The organism is Sphingopyxis indica (assembly GCF_032879645.1).
GTDB classification, from domain to species: domain Bacteria; phylum Pseudomonadota; class Alphaproteobacteria; order Sphingomonadales; family Sphingomonadaceae; genus Sphingopyxis; species Sphingopyxis indica.
On sequence record NZ_CP076394.1, the window covers coordinates 168858 to 190064 of the forward strand.

Annotated in this window: 17 protein-coding genes and 1 pseudogene; 15 read left to right on the forward strand and 3 right to left on the reverse strand. The window is 67.4% G+C overall.

The annotated features are described in order from the left end of the window. The first annotated feature begins 277 nt into the window (after positions 1-277). Together KNJ79_RS00835 and KNJ79_RS00840 are read left to right on the forward strand one after the other, a co-directional pair. The gene (locus tag KNJ79_RS00835; RefSeq protein WP_317152415.1) at positions 278-1318 is read left to right on the forward strand and encodes a tyrosine-type recombinase/integrase; all 1041 of its coding nucleotides are present in this window, start codon (positions 278-280) and stop codon (positions 1316-1318) included. 300 nt (positions 1319-1618) lie between these two features. Continuing rightward, a pseudogene (locus KNJ79_RS00840) lies at positions 1619-2208 on the forward strand (transposase); the annotation flags it as partial. Here the strand turns inward: KNJ79_RS00840 and KNJ79_RS00845 are convergent. Then, positions 2193-3557 (reverse strand): lipopolysaccharide biosynthesis protein, encoded by a 1365-nt coding sequence (locus tag KNJ79_RS00845; protein WP_317152416.1) that lies wholly within the window; start codon positions 3555-3557, stop codon positions 2193-2195. The pseudogene KNJ79_RS00840 and the gene KNJ79_RS00845 overlap by 16 nt on opposite strands. Continuing rightward, positions 3542-4234 carry a PIG-L deacetylase family protein gene (locus KNJ79_RS00850; protein ID WP_317152417.1) on the reverse strand — a complete coding sequence of 231 codons (693 nt, stop codon included), beginning with the start codon at positions 4232-4234 and terminating at the stop codon, positions 3542-3544. The genes KNJ79_RS00845 and KNJ79_RS00850 overlap by 16 nt, the downstream gene beginning before the upstream one ends. A gap of 382 nt (positions 4235-4616) precedes the next feature. Between KNJ79_RS00850 and KNJ79_RS00855 the strand changes: the two genes are divergently transcribed. Genes KNJ79_RS00855 through KNJ79_RS00885 form a run of 7 tightly spaced genes read left to right on the forward strand, consistent with a single transcriptional unit; the run spans position 4617 to position 12537 of the window. Beyond that, positions 4617-6005 carry an O-antigen ligase family protein gene (locus KNJ79_RS00855; protein ID WP_317152418.1) on the forward strand — a complete coding sequence of 463 codons (1389 nt, stop codon included), beginning with the start codon at positions 4617-4619 and terminating at the stop codon, positions 6003-6005. 54 nt (positions 6006-6059) lie between these two features. Beyond that, positions 6060-6638 carry a polysaccharide biosynthesis/export family protein gene (locus KNJ79_RS00860; RefSeq protein WP_317152419.1) on the forward strand — a complete coding sequence of 193 codons (579 nt, stop codon included), beginning with the start codon at positions 6060-6062 and terminating at the stop codon, positions 6636-6638. Beyond that, complete coding sequence (locus tag KNJ79_RS00865) at positions 6629-7855, forward strand: outer membrane beta-barrel protein (RefSeq protein ID WP_317152420.1); 1227 nt, start codon at positions 6629-6631, stop codon at positions 7853-7855. The genes KNJ79_RS00860 and KNJ79_RS00865 overlap by 10 nt, the downstream gene beginning before the upstream one ends. Further along, positions 7855-9300 (forward strand): pectate lyase family protein, encoded by a 1446-nt coding sequence (locus KNJ79_RS00870; protein ID WP_317152421.1) that lies wholly within the window; start codon positions 7855-7857, stop codon positions 9298-9300. The genes KNJ79_RS00865 and KNJ79_RS00870 overlap by 1 nt, the downstream gene beginning before the upstream one ends. Continuing rightward, complete coding sequence (locus KNJ79_RS00875) at positions 9297-10307, forward strand: NAD-dependent epimerase/dehydratase family protein (protein WP_317152422.1); 1011 nt, start codon at positions 9297-9299, stop codon at positions 10305-10307. The genes KNJ79_RS00870 and KNJ79_RS00875 overlap by 4 nt, the downstream gene beginning before the upstream one ends. Further along, positions 10304-11311, forward strand: coding sequence for a class I SAM-dependent methyltransferase (locus tag KNJ79_RS00880; RefSeq protein WP_317152423.1), 1008 nt, complete (start codon positions 10304-10306; stop codon positions 11309-11311). The genes KNJ79_RS00875 and KNJ79_RS00880 overlap by 4 nt, the downstream gene beginning before the upstream one ends. Next, positions 11308-12537 (forward strand): glycosyltransferase family 4 protein, encoded by a 1230-nt coding sequence (locus KNJ79_RS00885; RefSeq protein ID WP_317152424.1) that lies wholly within the window; start codon positions 11308-11310, stop codon positions 12535-12537. Before KNJ79_RS00880 ends, KNJ79_RS00885 begins: the two co-directional genes overlap by 4 nt. A gap of 3 nt (positions 12538-12540) precedes the next feature. Here the strand turns inward: KNJ79_RS00885 and KNJ79_RS00890 are convergent, their stop codons facing one another. After that, entirely contained in the window at positions 12541-13668 is a 1128-nt protein-coding gene (locus tag KNJ79_RS00890) for a glycosyltransferase family 4 protein (RefSeq protein ID WP_317152425.1), read from the reverse strand. A gap of 131 nt (positions 13669-13799) precedes the next feature. On the opposite strand from KNJ79_RS00890, the gene KNJ79_RS00895 reads away from it, so the two are divergent. The 6 genes from KNJ79_RS00895 (at position 13800) to KNJ79_RS00920 (ending at position 21181) form a co-directional block, all read left to right on the forward strand. Then, complete coding sequence (locus KNJ79_RS00895; protein WP_317152426.1) at positions 13800-14975, forward strand: glycosyltransferase; 1176 nt, start codon at positions 13800-13802, stop codon at positions 14973-14975. Between the two features lie 112 nt (positions 14976-15087). Next, a complete protein-coding gene (locus tag KNJ79_RS00900) occupies positions 15088-17379 on the forward strand; it encodes a GumC family protein (protein WP_317152427.1) in 2292 nt (763 codons plus the stop codon). 26 nt (positions 17380-17405) lie between these two features. Then, positions 17406-18140 (forward strand): response regulator transcription factor, encoded by a 735-nt coding sequence (locus KNJ79_RS00905; protein ID WP_317152428.1) that lies wholly within the window; start codon positions 17406-17408, stop codon positions 18138-18140. Positions 18141-18144: 4 nt separating this feature from the next. Then, positions 18145-19059, forward strand: coding sequence for a thiamine pyrophosphate-dependent dehydrogenase E1 component subunit alpha (locus tag KNJ79_RS00910; RefSeq protein WP_317152429.1), 915 nt, complete (start codon positions 18145-18147; stop codon positions 19057-19059). Continuing rightward, entirely contained in the window at positions 19050-19988 is a 939-nt protein-coding gene (locus tag KNJ79_RS00915) for an alpha-ketoacid dehydrogenase subunit beta (protein WP_317152430.1), read from the forward strand. The genes KNJ79_RS00910 and KNJ79_RS00915 overlap by 10 nt, the downstream gene beginning before the upstream one ends. Continuing rightward, positions 19985-21181 (forward strand): biotin/lipoyl-containing protein, encoded by a 1197-nt coding sequence (locus KNJ79_RS00920; RefSeq protein ID WP_317152431.1) that lies wholly within the window; start codon positions 19985-19987, stop codon positions 21179-21181. The genes KNJ79_RS00915 and KNJ79_RS00920 overlap by 4 nt, the downstream gene beginning before the upstream one ends. Positions 21182-21207: the final 26 nt, after the last annotated feature.

The window sequence follows — 21207 nt, forward strand, 5'->3', positions numbered from 1 at the left end:
CAAAACTGCCTTGATTGATTGAAATGTATTCATTATGGGTGATGCGTTCATTGTCCGCGCAATCGGGGATGAAATCAACCAATTTGGAGTGTGATGTGACAACCACTCTCGAAACACCGAAGCAATTGGCCACTCGCGTCGGCCTTTCAGTGTCGGCCATCCGCCACCTGATCCAGCAGCGCAAGCTGGATCACATTTACCCTACGCCCGGTATGCGAAACCCGAAAATCCCTGTCGGCGCGTGGGAGCGGTATCTCAGGAACCACGTGGTGAAAGCATGTCCAGACCAAGAGCCGAGCCAAGACTCGAAATCGACCGCAAAGACCCAGGTGGAAACTTTTACATCTACTGGACAGAAGGCGGACGAAGCCGAGAGAAATCGACTGGCACACGAGATCGCCGAGAGGCTGAGCTGTTCCGCGCGACGTGGCTGATCGCCCGCCACAAACCAAAAGGGCCGCGCGATCCGGCGGAGGTGCTGATCGCCGAGACCCTCAACAACTACATGCTCAAGCGGATGCCGAAGGTCGCGGACAAGGAACGCATTCAGAACGCCGTTAGCGCGATGCTTCCTTTCTGGCGCAATCGCTATGTCAGCGAAGTGACCGAGGGGAGTTGCGACGACTATCTTGTCTGGCGCAATCGAGCCACGGAAACGATGCGCCGCGAACTCGGGGTGCTGGCAGCAGCAATCAATCGAGCGTTTCGCGACGGCCTGATTTCCAGAACGGTCACGGTGTTTCGGCCGGCGCCATCCGAAGGCCGTATCCGTTTTCTGGAATGCCATGAGGCCGTGAAGCTCGTGCGCGCGGCCTCCCGTGTGGATCGGGCGGCCGGGCATCTGCCCTTATTCCTGATAATCGGCATGCTTACCGGCCAACGCAAAGAAGCGATTCTGTCGCTCAAGTGGGCGGATATCGACTTCGAGCGTGGTTATATCGATTGGAACCCCGCAGGTCGCCGGCGCACCAAGAAAGAGCGGCCGCGAACGACCATCCCGAAACGATTGGTGAAGCAGCTTAAGCGGCGGCGACGAAAATATCCGCAGGATGAATATGTGGTGACCTATCAGGGCCACCCGATCAAGGACATCAAGAACAGCTTTCATGCCGCCGTGGCGCTGGCCGACATTCCGACGACCGGTCACCGGAAAGTAGTGCCCCACACCCTACGGCATACCTGCGCTACCTGGTTGATGCAGAAGGGCATCGACAAGCACGAAGCCTGCGGGTTCCTGGGCATGACGCGGGAGACGCTTGAGAAGAATTACGGCCACCATCATCCCAATTATCAAACCAGCGCCAGAGACGCTTTCTGATCCGGATTATCCCCGGAAACCAAGCAGAACAAAACACGACAAACCATGAGGTGTGGAACCATTAAGGAGCTGAGAAATATGGATATTCCCAAAGGCATGGTCCTCCGAAGGCAGAGGTCACAGGTTCGAATCCTGTCGGGTGCGCCAATCTTTCAATAGGTTAGCTATGCGCTATTCCACGAGTATGGAATGCGTATGGAAAACGGGGTCTCAGATCAGCCACACGTGGCCCGGTGACGTGACCCCCTGATTTTCCTCCAGTCTCGATTAGAGTCCGACCCTGACCGAAGGACGGACGAGATGAAGAGAACGAGGTTTACAGAGGAGCAGATCATCGGCGTGCTGAAGGAGGCCGAGGCCGGTGCGAAGACCGCCGACCTGGCCCGACGGCACGGCGTGTCGGAAGCGACGATCTACAACTGGAAGTCGAAGTATGGCGGGCTGGAGGTATCGGAAGCCCGTCGACTGAGGGAACTTGAGAGCGAGAACGCGAAGCTCAAGCGGCTGCTGGCCGACACGATGCTGGACAACGTTGCGCTGAAGGATCTGCTGGCAAAAAAGTTCTGACGCCCGCCGCCATGCGGGAAGCTGTAGCTCATCTCCAGGCCTGCCACGGGATGAGCGAACGGCGGGCGTGCCGTGTCATCGATGCCGATCGTAAGAGCGTGCGTTACCGTTCCACCCGGGACGATGACGCCGGTTTGCGTGAGAAGCTGCGCGAGCTGGCCAACCAGCGTCGCCGGTTCGGCTATCGCCGTCTGCATATCCTGCTGCGCCGGGAGGGCGTTATGATCAACCGCAAGAAGACCCAGCGGCTCTATCGTGAGGAAGGGCTGGCGGTCCGCCGCCTGAAACGCCGCGGGCGTGATCGGCGTCAGGGCGTTCGGTCGGCGAGCCCGCGCAGCGTTCGGCGCCACGCGACGTCCATCCACAGCGCAGTGACGGCGGCGAAGGCGATTTGCGCGATGCTCGCGCCCATCGCGCCCATGCCGGGGATCAGCAGCACCGCGGTGGCGAAGAAGACCGCCGTGCCGAATGCGGCGACGACGAGCACGAGGTGCGGGCGGCCCATCGACAGCAGCACCGATCGTGACGGCGCGGTATGCATGATGAAGATCACGCTGACCACCTGCGCGACGAGCAGCGGGCCGATGTCGCCATATTTGCTTCCCGCGGCGAAGGTGACCAGCGGCTCGCCGAACGCCGCGACCGCGGCCAGCACCGCGAGGCCGATCGCCCCGAGCACCCCCTGGATGCGCCGCGTCAACATGCGAAGATCGCGATAGCGCCGGCTCGCCCACAGTCGCGCCATGTCGGGATACATCACCGCCTGCGCCTGCGCCCCGACCTGCTGCGCGAGCTTTGCGAGGCGCTTGGCGATATGATAGAAGCCCGCGGGGCTCGGCCCGGCGAGCGCGCCGACGAGCAGCGTGTCGGCCTCCTGCGTCAGCGTGCGCATCGTCATCGACAGGTTGGTCGACGAGGCGAAGGTCAAAAAGCCGGGGAAATCGCGCATCAGATGGCGCGGCGAGGCGCGGAGCGGGTTGGGAATCCGCTGCACTTTCAGCGCGGCGAAGCCGAAAGCGAGAAAGATCATCGCGCCGAAGATCTGCGCCGCGGTCCATGCGATCAGGAAGCTTTCGACACCGAGCGATTTCCACCAGCAGAAGAAGGCGAGCGCGATCCGCAGCAGCTGCGCGACGAGCTGGCTGTAGGCGATGGTGCGGAACTGCCCCGCGAGGCGGAGCGCCGCGGTCGGCATGCCGGTGATGTTGAACAAGGTGCCGAGGCAGGCGATCGCGACGAGCGGCAGATAGACCGTGTCGACCCCGACCAGCGGCCCGACGAGCGCGACGAGCGCGAGCGCGGTGCCGGCGGCGACGATCGCGGCGCCGACGTCGAGCAGCAGCCCATAGAGATAGAGCCGCGCAAGCTGGTCGGGATTGCCGTCGGCTTCGCGGTCGGTGGCGAATTTGATCAGCGGCTGCCACGATTCGAAGCGCGCGATGCGCTCGATCAGGCGGACGAAGGTCAGGATCATCACGAAGACGCCGAATTTTTCGACCGTCAACGTGCGCGCGGCGATCGCGGTGCTGATCAGCATCAGCACGCTGCTCATCGCATTGCCCGAGAGGAGATGCCCGATCTGGGTCAGGTGGCGCGCGTTGAGCCCGCCGTCGCCGAAGCTGCGCGACATTTTTCGCACGACCGGGCCGAAAGCGGTCATCGGCCGCGCCATATTTCGCGAATCGCGACGAACGCCTCCGCCGCCGCGCAATAGACCGTCGCGCCGCGCAAGGTGGCGAGCGCGCGGATCGCCTCGGGCGAGCGTTCGTCGGGGAACGGCTTCGCCTGCGATTCGAACGCCGCGAAGGCGTCGATCTTTTGTTCGATATGGTCCGAAACATCGACGAAGAGATTGGGCTGGAACCCCGGCGTCACCCCGGGGGCATACCAGTTGGTTTCCGACAGCGTCTCATAGGCGAGCACCCGCGCCGGCGCGCCGGCGTGCCGCGGCCGCGCCCACACCATCGCCGAGGTGAAGGCGATCTGATGGTCGAGATGGATGTCGCCGACGAAGGGGACGAAGAGCGTATCGGGCGCAATGACATCGAGGCAGTCGCCGATGCGGGCGTTGATCTCGGCCGCGGGCAGCGTGTCGAGCGCCGCCGCCGGCAGGTCGAGGTAGTGCGTCCGATGGACGCCGAGCACGGCGTGGGCGGCGCGCGCTTCATCCATCACCCGGTCCATATAAGCGTCCGAATAGCGCGGCGGACGACCGCGCGTCGCAATGACGACATGCACCTCGGCCCCGGCGGCGGCGAGCCGGGCCATGGTGCCGCCGCAGCCGAGCACCTCGTCGTCGGGGTGCGGCGCGAGCACTGCCGCGCGGCGGATGGCGGCAAGGCCGGTCAAGCGTTCCCTCTCCGGGCGGGCGAGATCCCGGCCGGCGGGCGGCCCGATCCTTTCCTGCCGTGGTCGGGCATGACATCTGCCTCCATCATTCCGAAATCATGGGCGAAACGGACACGGCTTCGCTCGGGGGACGGGGCTATGGTAGGGCGCCGGGCGGGCTCGTGAAGTCGCCATTCCGGCCTCATTCCTTATTGCCGCGCGGCCTACGCCTTTTGCGCCGCGCATCCCCCGCAATTCGCGTGGCGCGTGCGCACGGGCGGGTCGATGATGGGGAGCAGGAGGGCGACCATCCCGATGGACTCGAAAGGGACCGGCGAATGACACGCCGCGGCAGACAGTGCGCGAAACGGGGCGATGCCGTTCCGGTCCGCCTCCGCGCATCATGAGCGCGAACCCGCCGCCGCTCGAACTCACCCGGCAGATCGGCAAGGCCGAGCGCCTGAACGAACGGCGCCTCGAGATGGGGATGTTCGAGACCGCCATGCTGACCCGGCGCGGACCGCCCGCGATGGCGATCCCCTTTCTGGTCTTCGGGGCGTTTTTCGCAGGCTATCAGCTGCTTCGGATCGGCGACATCAACTTCACCATCGCCGACCTGATGTTCGCGCTCGCCTTTGCGATCTGCCTCGCGCGCGGGCAGCTCACCGCCATTCCTTTCGGGCAGATCACCCCGCTGTGGTATTTCGGGCTCGCGATGATGCTCGGCGGGCTGTTCATCGGCACCGTCTTTCACGGCGACATGCTGCGCTGGATCATCATCGCCTGCCAGTATCTGACGGGATTCCTGCTGCTGCCGATGCTGCTGATGGCGCAGCCGCTGTCGGTCGCGCGCCGGATGACCGCGGCCTTCATCGCCGGCATCGTGGCGATGGAAATTTTCGGCATCGCGATCAGCCTGACCATGACGCACCACGAAGCCGCGGCGATCTTTTCCGACGAATTCGTCGCCGGCAACGGGCGATTGTCCAGCTTTGCGGCCGAGCCGAACTGGAACGGCGCGATCATCGCCTTTACCGCGCCGCTGCTTATCTATGCCTATGTCACGCGGCTGATTCCGGCGTGGCTGGTCGCGATCATGGTGCCGATCCTGGGGTGGGCGCTGATGCTCAGCGCGTCCTTCACCGGCTTTGCGGCGACGATGGTGGCGCTGTCGATCACCCTCTTGTTCCTCGGGCTTCGCTATCTGGGCGGTATGCTGGTGATCGCGGCGCTCGCGGCGGCACTGTTCTTCGCCAGCGGCGCCCCCGTGCCCGCGGTGTTCGAAAAGCGCGTCGGCAATGCGATTTCGGACGGCGATCTCGCCGAAGCGGGGACGTACAAGGGGCGCGTCAAGCTGATCAGGCAGGCATGGCACACCGCCGACGATACGCTGATCGTCGGGCTCGGCGCCGACCAGTTCCGGACGACGAACGAGATTCGCCAGCCGGTCCATAACCTCTATCTGCTGATGCTGACCGAAGGCGGGCTGCTGTCGCTGACCGGCCTGCTCACGCTCGTATTCCTGCTCCTGTGGGCGCCGCTGTCGCGCCTCGGGCAGACCCGGATGGAAGCGGGGGTCACGCTGGCGGTCGTGGCGGTGTTCATCATCTACAGCCAGTCGAGCCCGCACATGTTTTCGCGGCTGATCATCGTGCCGGTCCTGCTTTCCCTAATGATATTATACGGAAGTATGCCGCGCCTCCCCCAAAGGAGTTACGCCGGTCAGCCAGTACACCCTCTTCGCCGCCCGCGCGCCGAAATTGCCAACGGCCATCCGGCGGCGATGCGATAGCGTCCGCAGCCGTCCCGCCGTTTCGACCGGCCGTTTCAGGTTGGAGAACTCGTCATGAAGATCATTCGCTCCGTTTCCTACATTCTTTGCAGCCTGGGCCTGGCGCTCGCGCTGAGCGGCTGCACGAATGAAACCGCATCGCTGTCGCCGCTGCCGCCGGTGGCCAACGGCCACTATGCGCTCGGCACCGGCGACGAGGTTCGCGTCTATGTCTATGGGCTCGACCAGTTCAACAACGCGACCTTCACCGTCGCCGACGACGGCATGATCTCGATGCCGATGATCGACAAGGTTCCGGCGCGCGGCAAGAGCTTTTCCGAACTCGAGGGGGCGATCAAGCAGGCGCTGCTCGACCGCGACATATTGAAGGCGCCGATCGTCAACGTCCAGCCCGCCTCCTTGCGGCCCTTCTATATATTGGGCGAGGTCAACAAGCCCGGTGAATATAGTTTCCGTCCGGGCATGTCGGTGCTCGCGGCGGTGTCGATGGCGGGCGGCTTCACCTTTCGCGCCGACCAGAAGAGCGTCTCGATCACCCGCGCGGTCGACGGCAAGCCGGTGGTCGGCCGCGCGAGCACCGACGATCCGATCCAGCCCGGCGACCAGATTCAGGTGTTCGAGCGGTGGTTCTGACCCGCGGCCGCTCGCTCGCGCTGCTGACCTGCCTCGCGGCGCCCTGCGCCGCACAGGCGCAGCAGATCGACACCACGGCCCCGGTGCTCGACCTGCCGCAGCCGGGGATGGACGCGCAGGGGCTGCCGGCGGGTCCGTTCCAGCTCTATCCCTCGGCCGAGGTCCGCGTCGGATATGACAGCAATATCTATGCCGAGCCCGACGATCCGGTCGACGACGGGACCGTCACCTTCACCCCGCGGCTCGAGGCGCGGCTGAAGCAGGATGCGGCGAGCCTGTCGCTAACCGGCGAGGCGAGCCTGCGCCGCTATTTCAACCGCAGCAGCGAAAACAGCAACGCCGGCTATGTCGATCTGCGCGGCAGCTACGCCCCTTCCGAATCCGACCGGATCACCAGCCGCACCGGCTGGCGGCGTGCGATCGAGGACCGCGGCGACCCCGAAGCGCGCGACACCCGCAGCACCGGGCCGCGCCAGATCAACATTCTCGACACCGAGCTCGGCTGGAACCACGACGGCCGCCAGACGCATTTCTCGGTCCGCGGCAGCGCCGCGCGCTTCGACTATCGCGCGCCGGTCGATTCGGACCGCGACCTCAACAATTACGCCGTGCGCGCCAGCTTCGGCTATGACGTCGCGGCGAACCTCAGCGCGGTGATCACCGGATTTTACACGCGCCGCGACTATTGGCGGCCGGTCGATTTTTCGGGCGTGAACCGCGATGCCGATACCTATGGCGCGCGCGCGGGCGTGCGCCTCGCCGATACCGGCCTGCTGCGCGGCGAGGCGACGGTCGGCGTTTTCCGCTTTTCGCCCGACGACCCGTCGCTGCGCAGCCGCACCGGGGTTTCGGCCGAGGCGTCGCTGACCTATCTGCCCAGCCGCCGCATCGCCTTCACGCTCGACGCTTTCAACGGCGATGTCGCGACGGTGCGCAACGGCGCCCAGTCGCGCACCGACACGCGGATACGCTTCGGCATCCAGGCCGAGGCGCGCAAGGACCTCCGCTTTCAGGCGTCGGCCTATTACCGGCACAGCGATTTTGTCGGCACCGACATTTCCGAACGCACCATCGGTGTCACCGGCGAGGCCGAATATCGGATCAACCGCTATCTCTCGCTCGCCGTCACCGCCAACTACGCCGATCGCCAAAGCGACGATCCGACCCAGCCGTTCGAACGGACGCGCGTCGGCATCGAATTGCGAAGCCGCTTCTGATGAGTGCGCCGGCGCAGACGTTGACCGGCCCGGCCGAGATGCGGGGCAGGGTGCGCTGCGCGATCACCGTTCCGGCGTCGCTGGCGCTCGGGTATCTGATGATCCTCGGTTGCACCGATTCGACCGCGACGAACCCGCCGCCGCCGCCGCAGCCGGTCGCGGCGCCGCTTGCCTTTCCCGGCGCGACGGGGTTCGGCGCGGGAGCGCGCGGCGGGCGCGGCGGGCGCATCATCGCGGTCGATACGCTCGCCGACGCGGGCCCCGGCTCGCTTCGCGCCTGCGTCGAGGCGTCGGGGCCGCGCGTCTGCATATTCCGGGTCGCGGGGGTGATCCGCTTCACCGGCAAGCCGCCCGTGATCGGCAACCCCTATCTGACCATCGCCGGGCAGACGGCGCCCGGCGGCGGCATCACCGTCGCGCATTCGGGGGGCGCGAACGGGCTCACCCCGTTGCTGATCAAGGGCAGCCACGACATCGTCGTGCGCCACATCCGCGTGCGCAACGACCGGATCGGCGGCGCGCGCGCGGCCGAGGATTCGATCACCATCGAAAACAGCCGCAATGTGATTATCGACCATGTCAGCGCGAGCTGGGCGCGCGACGAGCTGATCAATCCTTATGGCGACAACGACAATATCACGATCAGCTGGTCGATCTTTGCCGAGGGGATTCCGAAGCACGACAAATGCGCGCTCCTCGGTAGCGATCCCGAAGGCCCGCAGCAGGTGAGTTTTCTGAGCAATATCTGCGCGCACAACGGCGACCGCAATCCCGACATCAATTTCGTTCCCGGATCGTGCGTCGAAGTGGTGAACAACATCCTCTACGACGCGGGCTCGCAGTTCGTCGAGGTGTGGGAAAGCTATGGCGGCGCGCCGGTGTCGATCGTCGGCAATGTGATGCGCAAGGGGCCCGATACCGCCGATCACGCGGTCGGCATCGACCGCGAGGAAATCGGGTCGAAGGGCGATGCGAAAATCTATATGTTCGGCAACCGCTTCGACGGCAAGTTCGAGCATGTCGCCGCCGATACCACCGCGGCCTCGGTGCCCGATCCGCCCTGTCCGCTGACCGTCCGGCCGATGAGCGCCGACGAGGCGTATGAAGCCGCACTCGCGCGCGCCGGAGCCTTTCCGCGCGATGCGTTCGACCAGAAGATCGTCGATGACGTGCGGCGCCGGACGGGCCATATCGTGCGCCAGCCCGGCACGATCCCGCCGATTGCCTCGGCCGCCCCCTATCCCGACCGCGACGGCGACGGCATGGACGACGACTGGGAGCGCGCGCACGGCACCGACCCGCACCGCGCCGATGCGTGGGAGGATGCAGACAAGGACGGGCTGCTCAACCTCGACGCCTTCCTCGCCTGGCGGAGCGATCAGCTGATCGCCGCCCGGCCGCCCGCGCGCCCGTCTCCCACGCCGTCCCCCAAAGGTGCCCTATGACTTCCGACCCGCCCATCATCGTCACCGGCGCCGCCGGCTTCATCGGCCATGCCACCGCGCAGCGCCTGCTGGGTCGCGGCGAGCGGGTGATCGGGGTCGATAATTTCAACGCCTATTACGACCCCGCGCTCAAGGAAGCGCGCGCCGCGACGCTCGGCGGGCAGGCCGGGTTCGCGATGGAGCGGCTCGACATCGCCGACGCCGATGCCTTCGCCGCGCTCGTCCGGCGCGCGGGGGCGACGCGCATCGTCCACCTCGCGGCGCAGGCGGGAGTGCGCTACAGCATCGACAATCCCTTCGCCTATGAGCAGGCGAATCTGAAGGGGCATTTGTCGGTGCTCGAAGCGGTGCGGCACCAGCCTGGCTTCGTCCATCTCGTCTATGCCTCGTCGAGTTCGGTCTATGGCGATCGACCGGCCGACGGCGGCGCGTTCAGCGAAAGCGATCCGTGCGACGCGCCCGTATCGCTCTATGCCGCGACCAAGCGGTCGTGCGAGCTGATGAGCGCGGCCTATGCGCGGCTCTACCGCATTCCGCAGTCGGGGCTGCGCTTCTTCACCGTCTATGGCCCGTGGGGCCGGCCCGACATGGCCTATTTCAGCTTCGCCGAGAAAATCTTCGCCGGCACGCCGATCGAGGTGTTCGGCGAGGGACGGATGGCGCGCGACTTCACCTATATCGACGACATCGTCGACGGCATCGTCGGCACGCTCGACCGCCCGGCGCCCGGCGAGGCGCCGCGTATCCTGAACATCGGCGACAATCATCCGGTCGGGCTGATGGACATGATCGCGACGCTCGAAGCGGCGCTCGGCGCGCGCGCGGTCAAGGTGATGCGCCCGATGCAGCCGGGCGACGTGACCGCAACCTATGCCAATATCGACGCATTGGCGGCGCTGACCGGCTATCGGCCCAAGGTGATGCTCGCCGAAGGTCTGGCGCGCTTCGCCGCCTGGTACCGCGATTATCGCGGCATCGCGGCGGAGCCCAGGGCACGGTCGGCGTGAAACCGGCGGTGTTCGAGGCCACCGAGCCCGCCGGCGCGCCGTCGCATCGCTGCGCGCCGTCGTCGATCACCCATCAGCATATCTTCACGACGCTCTGCACGCTGATCGCCGAACAGGGGGCGGCGGACCGCGGCAGGGCGCTGCGCGTGCTCGACATCGGCTGCGGCGACGGGCGGATGATCGATTCGCTGCAGCGGCTCGCCGACGCGCAGTTCGGCGCGGGGCGGATCGAACTCTACGGCTTCGACATCGGCGAGCATGGCTTTCGCGACGACGGCCAGATGCAGCGCACGCTCTGCCATCTGAAGGCGCGGCATCCGGCGATCGACTGGTCGCAGCGCATCCGCCTCGTTTCCGAAGGCGACGACTGGGGCTATCCGCCGGGTTTTTTCGATTTCACCCTGTCGAACCAGGTGCTCGAACATGTCGAGGATCTGTGCCATTTTTTCGACAATATGCGCGTCACGCTGGCACCCGGCGGGCAGTCGATCCACGTCTTCCCGCTCGGCGAGTGCATGCAGGAGGCGCATTGCCACGTCCCCTTTTCGCACTGGATCAAGGATTTTCACTATCGCGTCGCGTGGATCGCGTTGCTCAGCCGGATGGGTATCGGCCGCTACCGGCTCGACCGGACGCTGCTCGGGCACGAAAACGTCCGTCGCCACGCGCTCGAGACCGCGAAATTCATCGAGCGCTGGACCTGTTATCGCTCGTTCGGCGAGATCGCGCGGCTGGCGAGCGAGCGCCACATGGCGACCTCCTATCATTTCACCAAGGACCTGTTCTTCGCCAAATTGCGCCAGTTGATGCGGCGCCGCGCCGCGACGCGCTATCGCCGCCGGACGCTGTTCGGGCTCGAATGGCTGGGCTTCATGGTCGGTCGCGCGCTGTCTTCCTCGACGCTGGTGATCACCCCGCTCGACTATGACATCGGCGCGCGGATCGCCGCCGAAAAGGCGCACCGCGACCGCCTCGAAGGCGGCAAGCGGGAAGCCGTCCGATGACCCTCGCGGCGCGATCGGCGGCGGCGGATACCGGCCTCGCGCCGATCCCGCCCGCGTCCTCCGATGCCACCGCGCGGGCGCGCATCTGCCTGCCCTTTTCGGGCGACGTCATCGGGGGCAGCCATTTGTCGGTGCTCGACCTGCTGCGCCGCATCGACCGCGCCCGCTTCGACCCGCTCGTCGTCGTCCAGCATCCCGGGGGCAAGCTGGCGCGGCTGTTCGGCGACCACGGCATCCCCGTCGTCTGTCCGTTCGACTGGCCCGAACTTCCCTATAACCGGCGCGTCGGCGCGAATGCGATAAGGGCGGCGCTCGCGCAGCTGGGGCCGCAGATCCGCTTCCTTCGGGAAAACCGCATCGACATCGTCCATGTCAACGACGGGCGCACGCAGGTCGCCTGGGCGCTCGCGGCGAAGCTCGCGGGGACGCGGCTGCTCTGGCATCACCGCGGCGACCCGGGGTCGCGCGGGCTGCGCTATGCCGCGCCCTTCCTTGCCGATGCGGTGCTCGCGGTGTCGCAATTCTCGCTGCCGCGTCCGGGCCTGATCTCGGCGGCGGGCAAGGCAGAGGTCGTCCACAGCCCCTTCGACACCGGCATAAGCGTCGACCGCGCCGCGGCGCGGGCGCGGCTGATCGCCGAGCTGGATGTGCCGGACGACACGCTGCTGCTCGGCTATTTCGGGGCGTTCGTCGCGCGCAAGCGCCCGCTGCTGTTTCTCGACACGATCGACCATATGCGGCGGATGCGCGCCGACCGTCCGATCGTCGGCCTGCTGTTCGGCGCCGCCGAGGAGCCGGCGATGGACGCGGCGATCCGGGCGCATATCGCGTCGCGCGGCCTGGCCGATCATGTGCGGATCATGGGCTGGCGCTCGCCGGGGACGGCGTGGATCGCGGCGTGCGACCGGCTGCTCGTCCCCGCGGTCGGCGAACCCTTTGGCCGGACGTTGATCGAGGCGATGCTCGTCGGAACGCCGATCGTCGCGACGCGGTCGGGCGGCAATGTCGAGGCGCTGAAGGACGGTGCGCTCGGGCGGCTGGTGACCCCGGAGGACCCAGTGGCGCTGGCGATGGGCGCGCTCGATATGGCGGCGGGCGAAGCGGCGGCGTTGGCGGCGCGGGCCGAGGCCGATGCGCGCGTCCGGTTTGGCTTCGACCGGCACTGCGAGCAGGTGAGCGCGGTCTATGAACGGCTGCTCGGCACCGGCGCGGGCGCGGCGGTCTAGCGCCTAGCGCAGCAGGCCGGCGAACAGCCGCTCCCATTCGCCGGCGACGCGCGACGGTGCGAAGGTCGCGGCCACCCTCGGTGCCTGGGCCGCAAGCGTGCGGCGCAGCGCGTCGTCGCCGAGCAGCCGGTCGAGCGCTTTGGCGAGCGCGGCGCTGTCCTCACTGGCGACGAGCAGGCCGTCGGCTCCGTCGTCGACCAGCTCGCGCGGCCCGAAGTCGCAGTCGGTCGCGATCACCGGCAAGCCGGCCGCCATCGCCTCGCCAAGCACGTTGGGGAAGCCCTCGTAGCGCGACGCGAGAACGAAGAGGCCGGTCTCGGCGATCCAGCCGCCCGGCCGGTCGCTGAGGCCGCGAAAGGCGACGCGAGCGGCCACGCCCAGCGCCTTCGCGCGCGCGCGCAGCGCGGCCTCGTCGGGGCCGCTGCCCCAGATGTCGAGGCGCCAGCCGGGATGCCGCTCTGCCACCGCCGCGAAGGCGTCGATCAGCAGGTCGAATCCCTTTTGCGCTTCGAGCCGGCCGACGCCGGCGATCGTGCGCGGTCTTTCGCGGTCGGCGGCGGTTTCTGCGGGCAGCACCGGATTGGGGATGACGACCACCCGCTCGCGGCTGTCCGGCGGGATGCAGGCGACGCTCGCGCGGGTCTGGCACACGATCGCCGCGGCGCGGCGATAGGCGCGGCGCAGCACCGCTTTCCACAGCCAGTGCGCGGGCTGGCGGCGCGGATTGTTGCGCTCGCAGGCGACGACCGGCACGCCCATGCCGAGCGTCGCGCACAGCGTCACCGCATTGATCTTGGTGAGCAGGCTGACGATCAGCTCGGGGCGACCTTCTGCGACCGCGCGGCGCAACGCCGCGATCCGGCGCAGCACGGGCGGCACGATCCCGCTCCCGCGCTTCGCCGCGATCCCCAGCCGCACGAATCGCAAGCGGTCCGAAAAGGCGTGATAGACGGGCTCGTCGGGGCGATCGAAGGCGACGATCGTGACGCGCGCGCCAGCGTGCAGCAGATGCTCCGCGAGCCATGCGGCGACGCGCTCGGCGCCCCCCGCGCCCAAGGCGGCGATCACGATGAATATCTCGCGATTCCGCAGCTTTGCGGCGGACAGGTTCATCGGTGCGAGGTCGGTCATTTGCGGACGACGCTGCCAGCGCGGGCGCGCGCGATGAAGAGGGGCATCGGGTCTAGTCCCGAATTGCCGTTGAGGCGTGCGGCCTGGTCGGGTCATTTCGAGGGGCGAGCCACTCCAGCGGAACCCGACCGATGCACATTCTCTCGATCCTCACCAGCTTCACCGCCGGCGGCGCGGAGGTGCTGGTGTCGAATCTGTCGGGCGCCTTCGTTGGCGCGGGCCATCCCTCGACCGTCGTTGCGCTCAGCCCCGCGGCGGCGATCGGCAACGATGCCGGCATCGAACGGGCGCAGCGCGCGAAGATCGCGGCCGAGGGCGGCGCCACGCGGCTGCTCGGCATAAGCGATCGCCGCAATGTCATCGCGGGCGTGTGGGCGATGCGGCGGTTGCTGCGCGCCGAGCGGCCCGACATCGTCCACGCGCATACCGCGCGCGCGCTGCCAATGCTGTGGCTTGCCGGGGTGCGCTGCCCGGTCGTGCTGACGCATCACAACAGCAAGCTCAGCTTTCCGCCGCAGATGTTCGCGCTATTCGACCGGATCGTCGGCAGCTATGTCGCGATCGGCCGCGACTGCGAAAAGCTGCTCGCAGCGCACGTCCGGCGCCCCGTGACACCGATCGTCAACGCCGCGGGCGCGGGCTTTCTTGCCGCCGAGGGGCGCAAGGCCATCGGTGAGCCGGCGACGATCCTCGCGGTCGGTGCGCTCACCGACCAGAAAAATTATCCGATGCTGATCGAAGCCGCGGCGCGGCTGCGCCACCGGTGCGCCGCGCGCCAGCATTTCCGCCTGCGCATCGCGGGCGGCGGCGCGCTGATGGCCGATCTCGAAGCGCGGGCGGCGGCGCTGAACGCGGGCAAATATGTCGAGCTGCTCGGCAACCGGAGCGACGTCGCCGAGCTGATGCGCGGCGCCGATCTGTTCGTGAACGCCTCGCACTATGAAGGGATGCCGATCGCGATGCTCGAGGCTTTGCAGTCGGCGCTGCCCGTGGTCGCGACCGACGTCGCGGGAACGCGTGACCTGATCGTTAGCGGACACAACGGGCTGCTCGTGCGGCCGGGCGACCCCGACGCGCTGGCCGCGGCGCTGATGACGCTACTGTCGCAGCCCGACATCTATGCGCGGCTGTCGGCGGCGGCGCTCGCGACGGGCCGCCGCTACGAACTCGGCACCTGCGCGCGCGCGCATCTCGACCTCTACGCAAGGCTTCGCCGGGGCGCTCCCGGCGGTGCAGCGGCGGGTCAGGCGGGCGCGGGGCGCGGCGCGATGATGCCGCGCGGCGCGACGCCGGTGCAAAAGGATTAGCCACGATGCTCCGCGGCTCGCTCCCAATAGCTTTTGTCTCTGTGGGCCGCTGCGCACAATATCGGACGACCGCGGAGGGCTTGGCCTTCGCCCGAGACGATCGGTGGGCATCGTGAACAGCATCGTACCAGCCTATCAGGACGAGGCCCTGTACGGGACCGTGCAGGACCGCGAGCAGCGCGGCCCCGACCCCGCGATGTACAATCTGCAGCTGCGCTATATCCAGCGCATCATCATGCGGCACCGCTGGCTGATCGTCTCGATCGTCGGGGTCGCGGTCGCGCTTGCCGTGCTGTCGCAGATCCTCGCGACGCCGATGTATCAGACGAGTTCGACCGTGCAGGTCGAACTGACCGACGAGGAAGGCGCGAACCAGGCCGAAGCGGCGTCGCGCAACGCGCAGCGCGTCGAAAATGAGGCGAAAATCTATCGCTCGCGCGCGGTCGCCGAAACCGTCGTCCGCGACCTCGAACTGACCAGCAATTCGCGCTTCATGGGATCGGCGGCGCGGCCCGAGGGAAGGGTTCGCGAACAGGACCGGGCGCTCGCGACGACGCGGCTCGTCAATGCGGTGTCGATCCTGAACAATGAAAAGTCCGACCTGATCGACATTCAGGTGACGCTCGCCCATCCCAAGCTGGCGGCACGGATCGCCAACCAATATCCCGACGCCGCGCAGAAGATGCGGCTGACCCGCCGCGAACAGCGCCGGGTGCAGCTGCTCGCCGGCCTCGACAAGCAGGTCGCGCGGCTCGCCGGCGATGTGTCGACCGCCGAACGCCGCGTCGCCGATTTCCGGCGCCAGGCGGGGATGCTCGAAGGCGCCGGCGGCGCCGAGGATCTGGCGCAGATCAATCGCATCGCCGCCGAGGCGGCGTCGGCCGACGGCATGCGTTCGGCGATGGCCGCGAAATCGGCGGGCGTGTCGCGTGCGGCGGGAATCCATACGATCGCGGGCGCCGATTCGCCGCTGCTGCAGCAGCAGGAGCGCGAATATGAATCGCTGCTCAACGAAAAGGCGCGCCTCTCGTCGCTCTATGGGTCGGGGCACCCCGAAATGGTACGCGTGCAGAACCAGATCACCGCGCTCGAAGGCAATATCCGCCGGGAACGCGCGGCGGCCGCGGCCGTCGCCAGTGCGCAGGCCAATGCGAGCGCCGCTCAGCAATCGGCGATGGCGGCCAGCGATTCGGCGGCGGCGACGGCGCGCGCCAACCGGCTGAAGGGCGAGCTCAGCCAGCTGCTGTCCAAGGCCTATTCCAACACGAGCAACAATGTCGAGCTATCGCGGCTCGAGCGCGAGGCCGAGGTCGCGCGCGACGTCTATATGGCGACGCACAAGCAGGCCGAGCAGGTGCGCGCGCTGCTGGGCGTGATCGGCGTCAATTCAACCCTCGTCTCGCCCGCGACGGTGCCGACCGATCCGATCTCGCCGACTCCGAAGAAGACGATCGCCGCGGCCTTTCTGGGATCGCTGGTGCTCAGCCTGCTGCTCGTCTTCGCCAAGGAGTTGATGGACGACAAGGTGCGCAGCGTCGAACAGGTGCGCCGCTGGTTCGGTCTGCCGACCTATGGCATGTTCCCGCTCATTCCGGGGCTGCACACGACCTCGCTCGAAGACAGCCCGGTGGTGCGCGAGCCGCAATCGCTGTTTGCCGAAGTCGCGCGCGCGACGCATTCGGAGGTCGTCGATCTGGGGCGCGGCTATCAGCCGCATACGGTGCTGATCACCTCGCCGCTGCCCGGCGACGGCAAATCGACCGTCGCGCTCAGCCTCTGCGCAGCGGCGTGCGCGGTCGGGCGCCGCGCGATCGTCGTCGACTTCGACCTTCGGCGGCCGGGGGTGATGCAGGACATCCAGCGCCAGTCCGAAGGACCCGACCTCGTCGAGCTGTTGCTCAACCCGCCGGCGAAATATCTTCCCGCGCGGCCCGAGGAGGATCCCGCGAGCCGCGAAATCATCACCTACAAGCCCGAACTGCTCAGTGTCCGCGAACCGGTCAAGGATCCGGCGTCGCTGATCTCGCATCGCCGCGTCGCGGTGCTGATGGAGCGGCTGCGCGAACAATATGACCTGATCATCGTCAACGGCCCCGCGGCGCTCGCGGTGCGCGACGCGCGCACGCTGTCGCAGATCGCCGACCACACGCTGATGGTGCTGTGCTGGGGGCGGACGACGATCGACGAGGTCAAGGCGACGATGCAGCAGATGAGCGGGAAGATCGACGCCGCGATTTTCGACAAGGTCGATTATGCCGAACATGCCCGCCGCGGCTACGGCGATTCGGTCCAATTCTATATGGACAGCGCCGCCTATTACACCGGCGAAGTCCCCCAGAAATCCGGGATCTGGGCCTGGAAGGACCGCATCTTCAAGCGCTGGTCGCCGCCATGGACAGCATGAGCTCCGTGGAAAGGACGCAACCCGAGGTGCCGTTCGCCGTTGCCGAAGCCGATCGCGATGTGCAGCTGCCGCCAGTCGCGATCGTCGATCCATCGGCGTTCAACCGCGAGTGCATCGCCGCGAGCCTGCGATCGGATGCCTTTCCCTATATCCAGGAATTCGCCTCGGTGCGCGAGGTGCCGGCCGCCCTCGACTATCGGATGGTGGTCCTCTTCAGCAATGCGCCCGAGCGCGACGCCGACCGCCTCGACCGCGAAATCGTCGAGGCCGAGCGCCGCTGGCCGGGGATCACGGTCATCGTCCTGCTCGGCGGCGACACGCCGGCGATGCTCGACATGACGCAAAAGCTGACGCACATGCCCGTCGCGGTGGTCACCGGCGACATCAGCGCCGACCTGTTGGTCGCCGCGCTGCGGCTCGCCTACAGCGGCTATGCCGTCATCCCGCTCACCGTGCTGCAGGCGCAGGCGTCGAAGGTGCGCCAGTCGGCGCAGCCACCGACCGTCGGCCGCTACGAGATCGACGAGGATCACCCGCTGCTCGCCGCGAGCACGACGCGGCAGCGCGAGGTGATGCGGCTGCTCGTTACCGGGCTTTCGAACAAGGCGATCGCGCAGCAACTCGCGATCAGCGAGAGCACCGTGAAAGCGCATATCCGCGCGATCATGGAAACGCTTGGCGTCAACAACCGCACGCAGATCGTGGCGCGGGTCATGGATCTGCATCAGGGGAGCCCGGCCGGCCGACGGCCGCGCTGGTGATCCGATGAAGCATTTCGCCGAACTCTTGATGCACGGGGCCACCGACGAACGGGCCGGCGACTATATGCTGATGTCGCTGATCCGGCAGTTCGAAACGCGCCTGCTCGATCTGTTCGGCCAGGGCAAGCTCGCGGGCACCACGCACACCTGCATCGGGCAGGAGGCCAATGCGATCGCGGTGATGAGCGCGCTCGACAAGGCGATCGACACCATCTGGTCGAACCACCGCTGTCACGGCCATTTCCTTGCCTATTGCGGCGATGCGCACGGGCTGTTCGCCGAAATTCTCGGCCGCACCAGCGGCGTGTGCGGCGGCCGCGGCGGTAGCCAGCATCTCGCGCACCGTAATTTCTTTTCGAGCGGCATTCAGGGCGGGCTCGTCCCGCTCGCGGTCGGCACCGCGCTCGCCGACCGCGACAAGGGTGCGATCAGCGTCGTGTTCCTCGGCGACGGGACGATGGGCGAGGGCAGCGTCTACGAGGGGCTCAACCTCGCGTCGCTGCGGGATTGCCCCGTGCTGTTCGTTGTCGAGGACAATGGCATCGCGCAGACGACCCCGCGCGCGCTGGGGGTGGCAGGAAGCATCGCCGACCGCGCGCAGCCCTTCGGCATCCGCTCGGCGTCGATCGGTTCGGTCGATCTCGACGCGCTGAAGCCCGCGGCGTGCGAGGCGGCCGATTATGTGCGGTCGCAGCGGCGCCCCTTCTGGCTGCATATCGAGACGGTGCGGCTGCGCGCGCACAGCAAGAGCGATGACACGCGCTCGGAGGCCGAACTCGCGGCGCTGCAGGAGCGGGATTGCCTGCAGCTGTTGCGGAACCGCGTCGGCGACGAGGCGGATCGGTTCGACGGCGAGGTCGCGGCCTATCTCGATGCCTGTTTCGACGCCGCGATGCAGGATGCCGAGCCATGCGCGTGATCGAACAGATCAACGCCAGCCTGCACGGCTTCATGGCCGGCGACGCGGGCGCGCATGTGATCGGCGAGGATATTCTCGACCCCTATGGCGGCGCGTTCAAGGCGACCAGGGGACTTTCGACCGCCTTTCCCGATCGCGTGCTCAGCAGTCCGATCTCGGAAGCCGGGATTGTCGGCGTCGCGACGGGGATGGCGCTGAAGGGCAAGCCCGTCTGCGTCGAGATCATGTTCGGCGACTTCATCACCCTGTGCACCGACCAGCTGATCAACCATATGTCCAAGCTGCCCTGGGTCTATAACGACCAGATCGCGGTGCCCGTGGTCGTGCGCGCGCCGATGGGCGGGAAGCGCGGCTATGGCGCGACGCACAGCCAGAGCCTCGAAAAACATTTCTGCGGCGTGCCCGGCCTCACCGTCGTCGCGGTCAGCCAGTTTTCGGACATCGAACGCATCTATGCCGAAGCCTTTGCCGCAAAGACGCCGCATCTGATCATCGAGAACAAGCTGAGCTATGCCCGCCTCGTCGACGCGCGCGACATCGCGCCGCACGCCGATCCCGACCTCGTGCTTGTGACCTATGGCGGCAGCACCGAAGTGTGCGTCGAAGCCGCCGCACGGCTTGCCGACGAAGAGGAGCTGCGCGCCAATGTGATCGAGGTGACGACGCTGTCGCCGTTCGACCGCGCCGGCCTCAGGCAGCGGATCGGCGATTGCCCCGCCGTGCTGAGCGTCGAAGAGGGCGCCGACGGCTGGGGCTTCGGCGCCGAGGTCGCGCGCGCGCTCGTTGAAATGCCGGGGCGTTCGTTTGCGACGGTCACCGGCCCGCCGCATCCGATCCCGAGCAGCAAATCGTGGGAGACCGCGCTGCTGCCGAACGGCGAGATGGTAGTCGGCGCCGCGATCGACCTGCTGCTGGGGAGCCGGCAATGACCGCGGTGCGCGAGACGTCCAACGATGCGGCCGGTGTGCCGCTGCGGCGTGCGATCGCGACGATGCCGCGGCTCAACGCCAATGAGGACGAGGCGCGGATCGTCGAAATCGGCATCGCCGAGGGCGAGGATTTCGAGCGTGACCAGCTGTTGTTCACGATCGAGACGACCAAGGCCGCCAACGAAGTGCTCGCACCCTGCGCTGGCCGGGTCGAACGGATTCGCGTTGCCAAGGACGAGATGCACGCGGTCGGCGCGCCGCTTTGCGATGTCTGGCTCCCTGCCGACGCACCGGCGGACATGCTCGATTTCACATGGACCGATGCGCCATCGGCGGCGGCGGAAGCGAAGTCCGACCAGGCGGTGCAGATTTCGGCCAAGGCGCGGATGCGCGCCGCCCAGCTGGGAGTGGCGATCGAGGCGGTGCCGCCGGAGGGCGGACAGGTGCGCGTCGCCGACGTCGAGCGCTACGCGGCCGAGGCCGGGGCGGCGCCAGCGCGCGCGGGAGCCGAAGCGCCGGCGCTGCGCACGCGCTACGCTGCGACCGACGCGCTGATCGTCGGCGGCTCGGGCCATGCGCGCACGGTGATCGACGCGATGCGCGGCAGCGGCTTCGCCGTCATCGGCGCGCTCGATGCCGCGATTGTACCGGGAACGCCGGTCGCGGGCGACATAAGGGTTCTCGGCGACGAAAGCCTGCTCGACACGCTCTACGAGCGCGGGCTTCGCACCGCCTTCGTCGGGGTCGGCGGCGCGACATCGAACGCGGCGCGGCGGCGGCTGTTCGAGCGGCTGGTGGCAAGGGGCTTTCACCTGCCGCCGCTCGTCGCCGAAACCGCCTATCTGGGCGCGCGCAGCACGCTCGGCCCGGCGACCTATCTCTTCCCCGGCGCCAATGTCGGTCCCGATGTGCAGATCGGCGCCAATTGCATCGTCAACCAGAATGCCGTCGTCGCGCACGACAGCATCGTCGCCGACCATGTCCATCTCGCGCCCAATGCCGTGGTCGCGGGCGCGTGCCGCATCGGTGAAGGCGCGACGCTCGGCATGTGCGCCACCCTGCTCTACGGCGCGGCGATCGGCGCGAACTGCCTCGTCCACAACAATGTCGCGGTGACGCATGACCTGCCCGACGGAACGGTCCTGACGCTGGCGGATGTCAAGCGACCGCGCGCGCGCAGCGCGTCCGATTGACCGGGGGCAGGGACGCCATGGCGAGC